This is a genomic window from Campylobacter sp. FU_520 (assembly GCF_025772385.1).
Lineage (GTDB): Bacteria > Campylobacterota > Campylobacteria > Campylobacterales > Campylobacteraceae > Campylobacter_D > Campylobacter_D lari_C.
Genome location: NZ_JAKMRZ010000028.1, coordinates 1 through 12,951, shown reverse-complemented (window position 1 = coordinate 12,951; position 12,951 = coordinate 1). Strand labels below are relative to the sequence as shown.

The following is a 12,951-nucleotide window of genomic DNA, read 5'->3' as shown; positions in this document are numbered from 1 at the left end:
AAGTTATATTCTAGCTTTAAGTATCTTTTTTGTATATCTTGCATTAAAGTTGAAAGATTGTATAAACTTAAACTTTCTAATATATTTATAAGTTCTATCTTGCTTAAAGTATTAAAATCATTTAACAAGCTAAGATAATTACTTATAATAGAAGAAGAATTGATATTGTGAAATACAATTTTATTTTTTATATCTTCTTTAATAAAAAATTGATTATTTTTTATATAAAAATAATCTTTAAGATGATGATTACTTAATATTTGATTGTAAAAACTTAAAAGACTTTCTTTACTATTTAAGTCTATAAAATTTAAAAATATATTTTCTTTTAATAATACTTCTTGTAATTGTTTTAAGTTTTTAAAAGCTTGATTTATACTAGAAGTATTTTTTAAAGCATAAATGATATTTTCATCTTTAGAAATTGTTCTATTTATATTATATTGCAATAAAGGATTTTTATAAAGTGTATCACTATTGATTAAGATATTGATATGAAAAGATTCTTTACTTTTATTAGTTAATTGAAGCAAAAATATAACATCTTTTATAACTTGTAAAATATCATTTGCTACTTCACCATAGCCCCAAGTAAAGATAATATGATTATCATCTATATTTGTAGCACCAAATAATAAAGAAGGTGCAAAAATTAAAGCACTAAGGAATAAAATATAAAATCTTTTCATCAATTGTATTAAAGAAGTTAAAGAGTTTGTTTGATATAATTATATTAAGGGTGAACGCCAAAGGGGCGCAACCCTTTAGCGTTAATTTACCGCCCAGAAGGGAGGTGAGCATAATGCTAACAAAAATTATCCTTATAATTATACTCTTAACACTTTGCTATGTCAAGGCTTATTGAGTATCCCCTGCTTTTGCAGGGTTTAGGATAATCCCTTTGGCTTACCAAACAAACTTTTAACTAAACTCTATCTCCTTTCTATAATTTTATTTTCTTTTTAATTAGTAGGTTTTCTTATTAAATTCTCAAGATTGCTTTCAATCTTTTCTTGTGTTTTTATAAAATCAGCTTGTATTTTATCTACATCAATACTTTCAACAATATCAGCAATAAAATCACTTAAATCTATTTCACTAAAATCTAACTTTTGAAATTCTTCTGGAGTAAATCTTCTACAATCAGGACTCTTTGGAGAACCCCAACCTCTTCCAATTTGTGGGCATCCTTGTTCATTAAATATTCTTGCTAATTTTGAATTAAAACAACAATGTGTTTTTTTATGCTGAATACAACCTATGAATTTAATTTTTTTAGAGCAATATTCACCAACTTCTACACATCTATTTTGCTTATTGAGTTTTGCTAGCTTTTTTTCATCTTCTTTACAAGGTACAAGCCCTATAAATACTTTATCTTTATCACAGCAACCACCACCAGTTAAACCAAAAAATTTGTCTTTAGAGCGACATCTATTATCTTTTCCATTAAAGATAAAAATTTGTCCTCCACAAGAACCATCATCTTCCCAACCATTATTATTTTCATCATTAATACCAACTTGAGTATCTTCATCTTCGATATGGCTAGTGCTTTTTTAAAACACAACTATTACATTTAAAATAGTTATCGTTTTAAACATACAATATCTTTACTAACTTCTAAAACTATCTAAAGCATAGCATTTATATTTTATTTTACAGTACAAGCAGGACATAAAAATAAAATATTTAGTATAGTATAATGTAGAAGAAAAAATTTAAATGGTAATGATTTTAAAAATGTTTATAGCTTTGAAAAAATAGCTAAAATTATACTAGGGGTTAAATCTTTAAAATAAGATTAATCTACTTTAGCAATTCATATAATAGCAAATATTCTATTTTTGAAATTGTTTCTTGAATATATTAACACTTACTCTTCATTAGTCAGGCAGTATTTTTCTTTATTAGAATTTAAATTCACAATATTCTTTCCTTGAAATTCACACTCTAAAAATTTTAATACATCACCTATTTAGCAAAACAATATCACTTTTTTACACATTTTTACAATAAAATACAAAGTATGTGCAAAAGTATGTGCAAATGAAAAATATTTCATTAAAGTATGGATATTTAGGAGTTTAGTTGGTAAATTACACGCCTGCTAAATCCACCATTTTATTTAATCTCGTATTTTTATTTTGGTTAAAACTTTTTTTAAATTACATTCTATTTTGATTATTTTTATATGTTTTATATTAAAGCCAAAAAGCACATAATTTCAAATTTCTTATATGTTTAATTAGAGTATTAACAATACTCAAGAGGCTAATGAAAATCATTAAAAGTAAGATTAACAGTTTTTATTTACTCTATAATTAATTTAAATTCTTTGAAAAATTTTATAGGGAATTGGTTGCGAAGGGGAGATTTGAACTCCCGACCTTCGGGTTATGAGCCCGACGAGCTAACCACTGCTCTACTTCGCGGCATCATATGAAGTGGATGGGGTAAAGGGATTCGAACCCCTGAATGACAGGACCAAAACCTGTTGCCTTACCGCTTGGCGATACCCCAATAAATGAAGTAATTTTTAAATTAAAAGTGGTATTATATATTATTTTTTACATAATGTCAAGAAAAATGCTATAATATTTTTAAAAATATTATCAAGGAATAATTTTATGGGATATATAAGCATAGAACAAGCTATAAAAGAACTTCAAGATGGCAAAATGCTAGTTATGGTAGATGCAGAAGATAGGGAAAATGAAGGGGATTTAATTTTCCCTGCGCAATTTAGCTCACAAGAAAAAATAAATTTTACCATTACTCACGCAAGAGGTGTGGTGTGTGTGGCATTGAGTGAGAACTTAGCTAAAAAATTTGAACTACCTTTAATGGTACCTAAAAATACATCAAATCACGAAACAGCTTTCACCATAACCGTTGATGCAAAAAATGCAACAACAGGAGTAAGTGCTTATGAAAGGGATATGACTATACAAATTTTTGCTGATGATAATGCAAAGGCAAGTGATTTTGTGCGTCCTGGTCATATTAATCCTTTGATAGCAAAAAAAGGTGGAGTTTTAGAAAGAACAGGCCATACCGAGGGAACAGTGGATTTATGTCGCTTGGCAGGATTAAAAGAAGCGTGCGTGATATGTGAGATTGTTAAAGATAATGGAGATATGGCTAGAAGAAGCGATTTGCTTGAGTTTTGCAAAAAACACGATATTAATATGATTACTATTTCAGATTTAATCGAGTATCGTTTAAAAAATGAAAGTTTGATTTCTTTAATCAAAGAAGAAGACAGTATTTTAGCAGGTTTTAAAGCTAAAAAAATGACTTTTAAAGATCACAATGAAAATGAACACATAGCTTTTAGCTTTGGCGCTTTGAAAGAATGTGAGAATGTTAAATTTTATCTTAGTGGAAGCGACTTTGAACTTCTAACTTCTAATAAATTTAATGAATTATTAAAACAAATTGAGTTTTTAAGCCAAAAAGGTGGTGTAATTATTTTCATGAAAAATGAAAAACAAGAAAACACACAATTTAAAAATTACGGCATAGGAGCGCAAATTTTAAGGTATTTAAAAATTTCAAAAATCAAACTTCTAAGTCAAAATACCGATAAAGAATTTATAGGCTTAAAAGGTTTTGGGCTTGATATTACGAGCAGTGATTTTAAAGCTTAAATTCTAAAAACTTAAACTTATCGCCAAAGTTAAACATCAAATTTTTACTTTGGCTGGTAAAGTTTTTACAAATTTGGGGGTTAGTATTTTTAGCATGTTCGATAATTTCTTCTAAGCCAAAGTCAATTAAGGCTTGATTTTGGTTTTTATACTCTAACACTTCAAAGCCCTCTTCTTTTAAAACTTGTAAAAAATGATCAAAATTTACATTATATGTAATATCACTTTTAGCAAAAAAATCTTTTAAATTCTCTTCAAAAAGACTATACACTTGGTGATTTTTATACATTCTAATGCTAATTTTTTCTTCTTTTTTTGCATAATCAAAACATGCAAAAGTTAGTTTTTCACAAGTTTGTTTTAGTTTGGATAAAAAAGGTTTATAAGAGATACAAAGCTCGCTATTGGTGATAGCATATTTTTCACATTCTTTTAAAAGATCTTCATGCATAGGCTTAAAAACAATGTTTAAATCATCATCAACATATGCCATTGTTTTATCTTTTATAAGCTCACACGCAAAACAATCAAATAATTCATTAGCATAAAAAAAGGCATTTTTAAAATGACATTCTTCTAAAGAATTATAAATTTTCACGTCCAAATCATATTCATCAAAAAGTTTTTTTTGAACACATCTTAACTTTTCATGCGGCTCTATGACAAAACATTCAATCTGCTCTAAAACATCAGCTCTAAGAGTGTATAAAGCTTGTATGAAATCAAGCATTAAATGCCCTTCATTTACCCCTATTTCTACAACTTCAACCGGTAAAGTTAATTTTTTATCATCTATAAGTTTTAAAAAATGATTAGCTAAGAGCACTCCAAAAAGATTTCCCACACTAACTACAGTATAAAAATCTCCATTTTTGCCAACACTCACAGCTTGGGAGTAATATTTATCAATCCAGTTTTGAAAAAACTCACTAAAAGCTATCATTATAAAGCATTAAATTTAGCTATAAAATCAAGCGGATCAACTTGCACACCATTGACTAAAATTCCAAAATGCAAATGTGGTCCAGTAACCCTACCACTAGCTCCACTCAAACCTACAAGCTCGCCTTTTTTTACCTTTTGCCCTACTTTTACATTAAGTTTTGATAGATGATAATACTGAGAATAAATCCCATATCCATGATCAATCACTACCGAATTTCCTGCATAGTAACGATTTGAAGCAATCCTTACAATACCATCATTGCTCGCATAAATTTTTGTTCCACTTGCTGCTCTAAAATCAGTTCCGCTATGATAACTTTTAAGAGTATCATTAAACAATCTTGCTTTTCCAAAATCACTTGTAATTTTACTTTCTAAAGGGTATGTAAAATTGCCTTCAAATAAAGCTGTATTAGTATAAGTATTGTAAACCTTAATAGCTTCTTGATATTCTTTGCTAATGCGATCAAGTGTTTCTTTAGGTGGATTAACCTTAGAAGCACTAACCTTTAAAAATTCTTTTTTATAGTTTCCTTCGCTAAATTTTATGTTAATTTCTTCTTTGGAATTATCTTTAAATTCAGCTATTAACTTTCTATCTTTAGGATTTTTATAAGGCATAGCTATGCTAACAACGATTTTATTTTTATACTCAAAAAAAGGAAGTTTTTTAGAATTTGAGCTAACCTGCAAAAAATTATTTTTATCAAATTCTAAAAAAACTACTTGACCTTTTACAAGCTCAATCTCTCTAGCTTCTAAAGTAAAAATCAAAAAACATAGAAAAAAAAGAATTCTTCTCATACACTAAGCTCTTTAATATCAGCTATTTTTAAAAACTCACGATAGATTGCACACACCAAAGCTTGGCGATTATTTTTGATATTTTCATCTTTGTCATTAATCATTACTTTATCAAAAAAAGCATCAATTTGTGGTTTTAGCGCAAAAAGGCTTTCTAAAAGCTCTTGGGTATTATTTTCTTTTGTTTTACAACACGCAAGTGCTGCTGCCGCTGGAAAAGGAAAAAAAACTTTACCTTGAGTGTTGTTTTCTTTTGTTTTACACTGCATAAAAGCTTGATATAAATCTTTTTCCTCTTGAGTGTTAAACAAATTTTCATTAACTTGATCTTCACTCAATACTACAATATTTGCTAAACGCTTAAAAGTAGCAAAATTTTGACTAAAATCTGCCTTATTTGCGCTTTGAATCAAAGCTTTCATACAAGAATCAATATAAATAACATCATAAGTTTTAGAGCTAAGTACAGCTTTAACAAAAGAAGCATTTACTTCATAAAAAGTATATAAACGCTCTAAGATAAAATCTAATAAAATTTTCAAATCAAAGCTTTTATATTCACTAGCTATTGCTTCTAAAAACATCTTAAGATCAAAATTTTTATTTAAAGCTAGGATAATTTTTAAAACACCATTTGCTGCTCTTCTTAAAGCATAAGGATCTTTTGTGCCACTTGGGATTTTCCCCATTGAAAAAAGCCCCATAAGTGTATCAAATTTATAAGCTAAAGCTACAATAGAGCTAAATTCATTACTTGGCATAGCTGAATTATCGCCATTTGGAAGGTATTGCTCTTTAATAGCCAAAGCAAGCTCATCGCTCATACCCATAGCCTTAGCATAATAAGATCCCATAATACCTTGAAGATCAGTAAATTCATACACCATTTGAGTACTTAGATCAGCTTTTGAGTATTCTATGGCTTTTAAGATTTCATCTTTTTGGGTATTAGCAAAAATCTCACAAAGCTTAGCAGCGATTTTTTGTTCTCTAATGATTTTATCTTTTAAGGTTCCAAGTCCTTCAAGATAAACCATTTGGCTTATTTTATCATTATTTAAGCCCTGTGCTAAGTCATTTTTCCAAAAAAACATCGCATCACTTAATCTTGCTCTTAAAACCCTTTCATTTCCATTAATGATTTTAGAATAATCCTCGCAAACCGCATTAGAAACCACAATAAAATGATTGCTTAAAGTATTGTTTTTAAATACTGCAAAATAGCGTTGGTTTTCTCTCATGGAAGTGATGATTACCTCACTTGGGATTTCTAAATACTCTTTTTCAAAATGCCCTAATAATGCCTTTGGATACTCTGTGATAGCTACAACTTCAGCCAAAAGCTCATCATCTTCTGCAATAGTAATATCATTTTCTTTTTCAAGCATCTTTAACCGTTCAATGATAAGCTTTTTTCTTTGTTCTTGATCTAAAATAATATAATTTTGCTCTAAAGTTTTAAAATACTCATCAATATTCGCAAAAGCTATCAAATCATAACTAACACTTCTATGTACAAAAGTACTTTTTGCACTTTTAACACCATAGCTTTCAAACTCAATCAACTCATCATTTAATACACAACAAAGCGAGCGAATAGCTCTAATAAATTCAAAACTACCATCGCCCCATCTCATAGTTTTACCAAAGCTCAAGCTTTTTAAGAAAGCTTCAATCATTTGAGCTAAAACTGCTTTGCTCTGTAATCCTTGCACTTGTTTTTGACAATACAAGACTTCTTTGCCTTTAATTTCTTTAAATTCAAGCTCTTCTTCTTTTAAACCACTTTTTTCTAAAAAACTAAGCCCTGCTTGAGTAAGCTTTCCATCTTTATAAGCTATCGCCCTAGGTGCACCTATAAATTCCACAAAAGAATCATCTTGTTTTTCTTTAAAATTTTCATGAATAAAAACTAATCTTCTGGGAGTATAGAAAAATTTAAATTCAGATTCTAAATGATACTCTTGTAAAATCTTTTCCCATTTTTTAGTAATATTTGGAAGCTCTTTTAATAAAGGAATAGCAGGAAGTTCTTCTGTGCCTATTTCTATTAACAATTTCATTTTACACTCTTTTTTAAAAATTTTTAGTGTATTTTACCTATTTTTTTTAAAATCTTTCTTTGTTTTTAGTTTTTCTTCTCTTTGTTTAGCTTTTTCTTGCATTTGGCGGTTAAAGCCAAACACAAGAAAAACCATAAAAGCTACAAACAAAGCAATAATAATATAATCTATCATTAGTCCCAACACTCTGCGTTTTTAATACCAAGTTTTGAAGCACTAAATACCGGATCTCTACCTTGTCTTTTTTGCTCGCTAAAGTCTTTTAATACCTTTTTCACTATACCACCAAGCAATAAAATAGAAATGATATTAATCGTAGCCATAAACGCCATGGTAGTATCAGCTAAATCCCACGCAAATTTTAAATCCATATTTGCACCAATAAAAATCATAAGCACAGCGCTTGCTTTAAAAAGATTGATAATAATAGGATTTTGAGTGAGGTATTTAATATTTGCTTGAGCATAATAATAATTTCCTATCAAAGAAGTAATAGCAAATAAAACTATACTAACAGTAGTAAAATGCACACCTAAATTTCCATAATATTCTTTCATGGATTCTTGCACCAAAGGCAGGGCTGTTAAAATAGGCTTACCATCTACGCCGATATTATTTGCATAAGCAAGTGAAAATAATACTAAAAATCCTGAACTTGTACAAATAATCACATCAATTAATACAGAAAATGCCTGAATAACCCCTTGTTTTGCAGGGTGAGTTGTAAGAGCAGAAGCTGCTGCATTTGGTGCTGACCCCATACCCGCTTCGTTTGAAAATAATCCTCTTTTTATACCTATAACTAAAGCAGAGCCTGCAAATCCACCAAAAATAGCTTCAAAATCAAAAGCACTTTTAAAAATCATAGAAAACACTTCAGGAATTTTATCAAAATTCATAAACATCGCTATGATAGATAAACCCACATAAATCATCGCCATAATAGGAACGATAACCGAACTTACTTTACCTATTTTAGTGTGATCACCAAAAAACATATAAGCAGCAAAAACAGCTAAAATTGCTCCTATTACAATAGGCCACCAACTTTGAGCAAAGCTTACTTCACTAGCATCAACCATACCTTTATAATAAAACTCAAACGCTGAAGTCATAGTTTGGCTTTGAAGACCATTAAATCCATAAGCGTAAGTAATGATCAAAATCACCGCAAAAACAGCTCCAAGCCATTTTAAATTTAAGGCTTTGCTAATATAATAAGCAGGACCACCTTTAAAACTTTTACCATCACGGCTTTTATAAACTTGTGCTAGAGTGCTTTCTGCAAAAGCTGAGGCACCACCAAAAAACGCCATAGCCCACATCCAAAACAAAGCACCTGGCCCACCCAAAACAACAGCTACTGCAATACCTGCGATATTTCCTATACCAACTCTTGAAGCTGTTGAAATCATCAAAGCTTGAAAAGGAGTAATATGGTGTTTTTCATGCTTTTCTTGCTTTTCTGTTAAGATATCAAACACATAAGGGAGCATTCGAAATTGCACAAAACCGGTCAAATAACTGTAATAAAACCCTGTGACAATAAGTAAAATTACTAAAATAGAATAATACTGATTATTCACAAAGGCAACAAATTGGGATATCAAATCCATATTTATCTCCTTTTTTATAATTTCTGAGCATAAATTTATCATAAAAAAATGAATTTGTCATAAAAAAATATAATTTTAGGTTAAATTTATTTTATTTTTTAAAGCTATGTGAAAATTTAACTCAAAATACTAGTAATAAAATCATATAAGACACCTTTAAGTAAAAAGAAAACTTAATTTTTATACACTTAGATTTTTAAAATTTTACAAGGTGCGTAAGTTGAAACAAAATACGATGAAAATTTTTGTATTTTTTGCCATTATTGTTTTTTGGGCTTATTTTTCATTTCCTATTGAAATTTTACAAGTTAAAGATCAAAATGGTTTAGCCACAGGTGAATATGCTTATACTATAGAAGCCAAAGCTTATGTTCATAGTTATTTCACAACACTTGGTTTAACAGTGGGTGGAATTTTAATAGGCATTGTGCTTGGTTTTTTTCTAGCATTTTTAAGATTTTTAGAAATCCAAAGTTTAAATTTTATTATAGATGAATACATCGATATCATACGCGGAACCCCACTGCTTTTACAACTTTTAATTTTTTCAGTAGTGATTTTTGCTACTTGGAGTGATAATTTTTATGTAGCTATTATCGCGCTTGGGCTTAATAGTTCTGCTTATGTAGCCGAAATCGTAAGAAGTGGAATTCAAAGTGTAGACAAAGGACAAATGGAAGCAGCAAGAGCAATGGGGCTTAATTATTCTGCTTCTATGAGACTAATCATCTTCCCACAAGCAATTAAAAATATCTTACCTTCTTTAATGAATGAATTTATTTCTTTATTTAAAGAAACATCAATAGTGGGTTATATTAGCGTTATGGATATTACTATGCAAAGTAAAAGCTTACAAGCAATTTATTATAATCCTAAACCTATTATTTTTACAGGACTTGTGTATTATATAAGTGTTAAAATTTTAACACTCATTGCAAGATTTATAGAAGTGAGATTAAATAAACATGATTAAAATAGAAAATTTGATTAAAAAATACGGAGATTTAGAAGTTTTAAAAGATATTAGCGTTGAAGTGCATAAAGGCGATATTATTGCTATTATAGGGCCTAGCGGGGGTGGAAAAAGTACTTTTTTACGCTGTTTAAATAAACTTGAAACACCAGATAGTGGTAATATTTATATCAATAACATTAATATACTTGATAAAAAAACAGATATCAATAAAATTCGTCAAAAAGTTAGCATGGTGTTTCAACATTTTAATCTTTTTAATAATAAAAATGTTTTAGAAAATTTATGCTTAGCACCAGTGCAAACTAAAATCATGAACAAAGATGAAGCAGTAAAAAAAGCACGAGAACTACTCAAAAAAGTTGGCTTAAGTGATAAAGAAAGCTATTTTCCTCACAAGCTTTCAGGTGGACAAAAACAGCGTATTGCTATAGCAAGATCATTAATGATGAATCCTGATGTGATTTTATTTGATGAACCAACTTCAGCATTAGATCCTGAGATGATAGGTGAGGTTTTAAACATCATGAAAGAAGTAGCTAAAGAAGGTCTAACCATGCTTGTAGTTACGCATGAAATGGGCTTTGCAAGAAATGTAGCTAATCGAATTTTCTTTATGGATAAAGGCATTATAGCAGTAGATGAATGTCCTAAAATAGCATTTGAAAATCCAAAAAATGAAAGATTGAAAGAATTTTTAAATCAAGTTTTAAATCATTAAAATTTTTCAAAAGAGGCAAAATTTTGCCTCAAAGCCTCATAACTCACTATGCCTACACTCGTAGCTAAATTTAAACTTCTACCACAATCTTTCATCGGTATGGTAATAGCATTTTTCCATTTTTTTTGCATTAAATCCATAGGTAAACCAAAACTTTCACTTCCAAAAAACAAAAAATCACCTTTTTGATAATTTACGTCAAAATAAGCTTGAGTGGTTTTAGTTGTTGCAAAGAAAAATCTATCTTGAAATTTTTCATATTCTTTTAAAAAATCTTCTAAATTATTCCATAATAAAGGATTTAATTTTTTCCAATAATCAAGCCCTGCTCTTCTAACCGCCTTTTCATCAATACTAAAAAGTGGATTGATAATATGCAAAGTAAATCCTGCATTAAAGCACATTCTACCTATACTTCCTGTATTTTGTGGTATGCGAGGCTCAACCAAGACTATATGAAACATCTTTTTCCTTAAATGGTGTCCCCAGCAAGGTTTGAACTTGCGGCCTCAGAATTAGGAATTCTGCGCTCTATCCAGCTGAGCTATGAGGACAAATATTTTTATTATTTTAAGAAAAAATTTATTTTATAGAGCTTAAATTTTAAGCTCTATAAAAAAACATTTTGGATTTTCATCAAAACCTAAAACTCCATTATGCGCATCAATAATTTGTTTTGATAAAGAAAGACCTAAGCCATTACCTTTTAATTTAGTTGTTTTAAAAGCTTCAAAAACCATTTTCTTATCTTTAATGCCCACTCCATTATCATAAACTTTGATAAAAACCCTATCTTCTTTTTGCTCACATTTAACTTTTATACAACCATCATCATTTTCACTTTCTTCAATAGCATCTATGGCATTATAAAGCAAATTTTGCAAAACCAAAGCAAGCAAAGACTTATCTGCATTGATTTTTAAATCCAAAAAATTAAATTTAAAATCAATATTAGCTAGATAATTATAAGCTCCAATAGCTTGTTCGCATTCATCTTGTAATTCTTTCAAATTAAACTCATTTAAATTAACATGCACCCCTTTTGTAAAAAGCAAAGTAGAATTTACAATACGCTCTACTCTTGAAATTGCTTTTTGAATTTCTAAAACTATATGCTTATTTTTTAACTCACTTCTTTCAAACAAAGTAGAGCTTAATAAAGAAATAGAACCGATAGGATTACGTATTTCATGTGCTAGGTGTGCAGCAACTGTTCCCATACTGGCTAATCTTTCATTTCTTTTTTCATCGCTAATATCTGTTGCATTTACTATAAGTTTATCAATATGAGAGGTGATTTTGATTAGATAAAATTTATGATCAAACTCAAGCTCATAATGTGTTTTATCAAGATCAATACATTCTAAAAGCTTTGGCTTTTGTGTAGCTAAATTATTTTGCAAAATAATATTTTTATTTGCGTCTAAAATCCACAAAGCCATAGGTAAAACTTCTATAATTTCACTTACCATTTGTCTTAATGCTGTGTAGTTTTCATTAAGTTGCTTATATTCATTTTCTATAACATAGGTTTGTTCTATTAATGCTTTTAAACCTTGCTGTAAGTTTTCTTTTTCACTAGAATCTAAACTTTTTAAAATATTTTCATCCATATCAATCCTTAATCAAAAAATCAAAATCATCTAAAGTATATAAAAGCAAATTACGCTCTTTATTTAATACAAGCTCTTTGCTGAAACCTTGTTTTGAGAAAAGCACATATAAATTAGGTTGGATTTGCAACTGCTTTGCCTTATTTTTTAAAGTATTTAAAATATTTTTACATATTTTTCTTTCTTTAAATTTAACCTCACCTAAAACACAAAAATTATTTTCATGATAATACAAATCTATTTCATGGTAATAATTCCAAAAACTATATACTTGACCCACTTTAAGCTTTTTGGCTAAAAATTCTTTACACAAAAGCTCAAAAGTAAAGCTTTGATATTTTTCTAAATTTTCTTGGATTATTTCTATTAATTCATTGTATTTTTTCATCGTAATTAAGTTTAAGTTAGGATATATAAAATAAAAGAAAAATCTCAATCCTTGGTTTTTAAAAATAACCTTATCTTGAATACTATAAGAGCGTAATTCTTTTTTAATTTTTTGTCTTTTATTTTTCATAATAGGCTTTTCTTGACTTTTTTCTAAAATCAAAATATTTCTCTCT

Annotated in this window: 13 protein-coding genes and 3 tRNA genes; 3 read left to right on the top strand and 13 right to left on the bottom strand. The window is 28.8% G+C overall.

The genetic code is table 11. From position 1 onward, the window contains the following. From L8W55_RS07705 to L8W55_RS07690, 4 genes are all read right to left on the bottom strand, one after another. Positions 1-689 (bottom strand): hypothetical protein (locus L8W55_RS07705; RefSeq protein ID WP_263678099.1); only part of this gene is annotated, 689 nt, incomplete at its 3' end. A gap of 273 nt (positions 690-962) precedes the next feature. Beyond that, a complete protein-coding gene (traN, locus tag L8W55_RS07700; protein ID WP_263678101.1) occupies positions 963-1,457 on the bottom strand; it encodes a conjugal transfer protein TraN in 495 nt (164 codons plus the stop codon). Positions 1,458-2,359: 902 nt separating this feature from the next. Then, positions 2,360-2,435 (bottom strand) — tRNA-Met (locus tag L8W55_RS07695). 13 nt (positions 2,436-2,448) lie between these two features. Further along, positions 2,449-2,523: transfer RNA gene (locus tag L8W55_RS07690), tRNA-Gln, on the bottom strand. A gap of 107 nt (positions 2,524-2,630) precedes the next feature. Between L8W55_RS07690 and L8W55_RS07685 the strand changes: the two genes are divergently transcribed. Next, complete coding sequence (locus tag L8W55_RS07685; protein WP_039628213.1) at positions 2,631-3,653, top strand: bifunctional 3,4-dihydroxy-2-butanone 4-phosphate synthase/GTP cyclohydrolase II; 1,023 nt, start codon at positions 2,631-2,633, stop codon at positions 3,651-3,653. Here L8W55_RS07685 and L8W55_RS07680 read toward each other — a convergent pair. The 5 genes from L8W55_RS07680 to L8W55_RS07660 are packed head-to-tail and all read right to left on the bottom strand — an operon-like array spanning position 3,643 to position 9,081. After that, complete coding sequence (locus L8W55_RS07680; protein ID WP_318529907.1) at positions 3,643-4,593, bottom strand: SAM-dependent methyltransferase; 951 nt, start codon at positions 4,591-4,593, stop codon at positions 3,643-3,645. The two genes, L8W55_RS07685 and L8W55_RS07680, sit on opposite strands and share 11 nt — an antisense overlap. A 2-nt stretch (positions 4,594-4,595) precedes the next feature. After that, complete coding sequence (locus L8W55_RS07675) at positions 4,596-5,402, bottom strand: M23 family metallopeptidase (RefSeq protein WP_115645339.1); 807 nt, start codon at positions 5,400-5,402, stop codon at positions 4,596-4,598. Further along, a complete protein-coding gene (gene glyS / locus L8W55_RS07670) occupies positions 5,399-7,465 on the bottom strand; it encodes a glycine--tRNA ligase subunit beta (RefSeq protein WP_263678096.1) in 2,067 nt (688 codons plus the stop codon). Before glyS ends, L8W55_RS07675 begins: the two co-directional genes overlap by 4 nt. Positions 7,466-7,498: 33 nt before the next feature. After that, positions 7,499-7,639, bottom strand: coding sequence for a hypothetical protein (locus L8W55_RS07665; RefSeq protein WP_087685579.1), 141 nt, complete (start codon positions 7,637-7,639; stop codon positions 7,499-7,501). After that, positions 7,639-9,081: an alanine/glycine:cation symporter family protein gene (locus L8W55_RS07660; RefSeq protein WP_214100050.1), complete on the bottom strand. Its 1,443-nt coding sequence runs from the start codon at positions 9,079-9,081 to the stop codon at positions 7,639-7,641. The genes L8W55_RS07665 and L8W55_RS07660 overlap by 1 nt, the downstream gene beginning before the upstream one ends. A gap of 220 nt (positions 9,082-9,301) precedes the next feature. Here L8W55_RS07660 and L8W55_RS07655 point away from each other — a divergent pair, with 220 nt between their 5' ends. After that, complete coding sequence (locus L8W55_RS07655; protein WP_263667367.1) at positions 9,302-10,054, top strand: amino acid ABC transporter permease; 753 nt, start codon at positions 9,302-9,304, stop codon at positions 10,052-10,054. Beyond that, positions 10,047-10,775: an amino acid ABC transporter ATP-binding protein gene (locus L8W55_RS07650; protein WP_263678095.1), complete on the top strand. Its 729-nt coding sequence runs from the start codon at positions 10,047-10,049 to the stop codon at positions 10,773-10,775. The genes L8W55_RS07655 and L8W55_RS07650 overlap by 8 nt, the downstream gene beginning before the upstream one ends. Here L8W55_RS07650 and L8W55_RS07645 read toward each other — a convergent pair. The 4 genes from L8W55_RS07645 to L8W55_RS07630 all read right to left on the bottom strand — a co-directional run. Further along, the gene (locus tag L8W55_RS07645) at positions 10,772-11,239 is read right to left on the bottom strand and encodes a tRNA (cytidine(34)-2'-O)-methyltransferase (protein ID WP_263678094.1); all 468 of its coding nucleotides are present in this window, start codon (positions 11,237-11,239) and stop codon (positions 10,772-10,774) included. The genes L8W55_RS07650 and L8W55_RS07645 overlap by 4 nt on opposite strands. Before the next feature lie 13 nt (positions 11,240-11,252). Further along, positions 11,253-11,329, bottom strand: a tRNA-Arg gene (locus tag L8W55_RS07640). Between the two features lie 42 nt (positions 11,330-11,371). Next, complete coding sequence (locus L8W55_RS07635; protein ID WP_263678093.1) at positions 11,372-12,388, bottom strand: sensor histidine kinase; 1,017 nt, start codon at positions 12,386-12,388, stop codon at positions 11,372-11,374. Position 12,389: 1 nt separating this feature from the next. Further along, positions 12,390-12,951 (bottom strand): DUF234 domain-containing protein (locus tag L8W55_RS07630; protein ID WP_263678092.1); only part of this gene is annotated, 562 nt, incomplete at its 5' end.

What these genes read in the sequence shown, in the direction of transcription:
- L8W55_RS07685 (WP_039628213.1), top strand. Translation starts at nt 2,631, where the DNA reads ATGGGATATATAAGCATAGAACAAGCTATAAAAGAACTTCAAGATGGC.
- L8W55_RS07675 (WP_115645339.1), bottom strand. Translation starts at nt 5,402, where the DNA reads ATGAGAAGAATTCTTTTTTTTCTATGTTTTTTGATTTTTACTTTAGAA.
- glyS (WP_263678096.1), bottom strand. Translation starts at nt 7,465, where the DNA reads ATGAAATTGTTAATAGAAATAGGCACAGAAGAACTTCCTGCTATTCCT.
- L8W55_RS07665 (WP_087685579.1), bottom strand. Translation starts at nt 7,639, where the DNA reads ATGATAGATTATATTATTATTGCTTTGTTTGTAGCTTTTATGGTTTTT.
- L8W55_RS07660 (WP_214100050.1), bottom strand. Translation starts at nt 9,081, where the DNA reads ATGGATTTGATATCCCAATTTGTTGCCTTTGTGAATAATCAGTATTAT.
- L8W55_RS07650 (WP_263678095.1), top strand. Translation starts at nt 10,047, where the DNA reads ATGATTAAAATAGAAAATTTGATTAAAAAATACGGAGATTTAGAAGTT.
- L8W55_RS07645 (WP_263678094.1), bottom strand. Translation starts at nt 11,239, where the DNA reads ATGTTTCATATAGTCTTGGTTGAGCCTCGCATACCACAAAATACAGGA.
- L8W55_RS07635 (WP_263678093.1), bottom strand. Translation starts at nt 12,388, where the DNA reads ATGGATGAAAATATTTTAAAAAGTTTAGATTCTAGTGAAAAAGAAAAC.